Genomic DNA, 1329 nt, shown 5'->3' with positions numbered 1-1329 from the left:
TACTTCGCCCAGGGTTAACGCATGAAAAAAATAAAAACTAAAAATTCGGCCTTGATATTAACAGGTTTTCAACATTGGTGGTGATTAGGTTTTGTGAAAACATCTTTTTTTATGGTTGTTGTTAATAACTAATCGTTTGATTGTTAGTAAATTGATAATGGCAATAGCGCAATAACAAGCAAAGCATTCCGATTTTTGTAAAAAAAACACATGACGACAAAACGGACTTCTTTGCATCAATTTTTCGGAGGATTTCCAGATCCAAGAATTAAACGTAATAAACGGCATGAATTATTAGACATTATCGTTTTAACAATTTTAGCAGTTGTATGCGGCGCTGAATCCTGGGATTCTATTGAACTTTTTGGCAAAACAAAAATAGATTTTTTGAAGCAGTTTCTAAAATTGCGAAACGGGATTCCTTCACACGACACAATCAACCGTGTGTTTTCGATATTGGATCCTAAACTGTTTGAAGAAGTCTTTATAAAATGGGTTAATTCCTTGCGCGACAAAAATATTGATATTGAGCTGATTGCAATTGACGGAAAGACTGTCAGAAGGTCAAAAGATACATTTAATGAAAAATCACCCGTTCATTTAGTCAATGCATGGGCATGCAAAAACCAGTTGGTACTTGGTCAGTATAAAACAAAAGATAAGTCGAATGAAATTTCCGCAATTCCAAAACTGCTCGATCTTTTGGACATTGAGGGCTCCATCATTACTATTGATGCAATGGGCACACAAAAAGCTATTGCTGAAAAGATCGTGACCAAAGGAGCTGATTACATTTTAGCATTAAAAGGCAACCAGAAAGAAATCAACGAAGAAGCGCAAAGCTTGTTTAAAATACAAAAACCCAACTCAACCTGTGAAGAAACTGAGAAGGGACACGGCCGCATAGAAACAAGAAAATGTGAAGTTATCACAGATCTAAAGTTCCTTGATAGCAAAGAGAAATGGGAAAACCTAAACAGCATTATAAAGATCACATCAAAAAGAGTTCTAAAAGAAAAAACTGAATCAGAAACCAGATATTACATTAGTAGCCTTAATTTAAACGCAATTGATTTCAATAAATACATAAGGATGCACTGGAGTGTGGAGAATTCCTTACATTGGACTTTGGACATGGTCTTTAATGAAGATTACCAACGAAAAAGAAATGGACGGTCTGCTGAAAACTTTGCTTTAATACAAAAAATGGCTCTGAACATATTAAAAAAAGATCAATCCAAAGGAAGTCTTAAATCAAAAAGACTGAGAGCCGGTTGGGATAATAAATTTTTACTGGATATTATAAAAATTTAAATGCGTTGACCCTGG

At 34.5% G+C, this 1329-nt stretch carries 1 protein-coding gene; it reads left to right on the top strand.

Annotated features, from left to right (window positions below; translation table 11 throughout):
- Positions 1-210: 210 nt before the first annotated feature.
- Positions 211-1314, top strand: a complete 1104-nt coding sequence (locus JCM15548_RS20470; protein ID WP_062129078.1) for an ISAs1 family transposase — start codon at positions 211-213, stop codon at positions 1312-1314.
- Positions 1315-1329: the final 15 nt, after the last annotated feature.

This window comes from Geofilum rubicundum JCM 15548 (assembly GCF_000974365.1).
Lineage (GTDB): Bacteria > Bacteroidota > Bacteroidia > Bacteroidales > Marinilabiliaceae > Geofilum > Geofilum rubicundum.
This window is presented reverse-complemented; position numbering and strand designations above follow the sequence as displayed.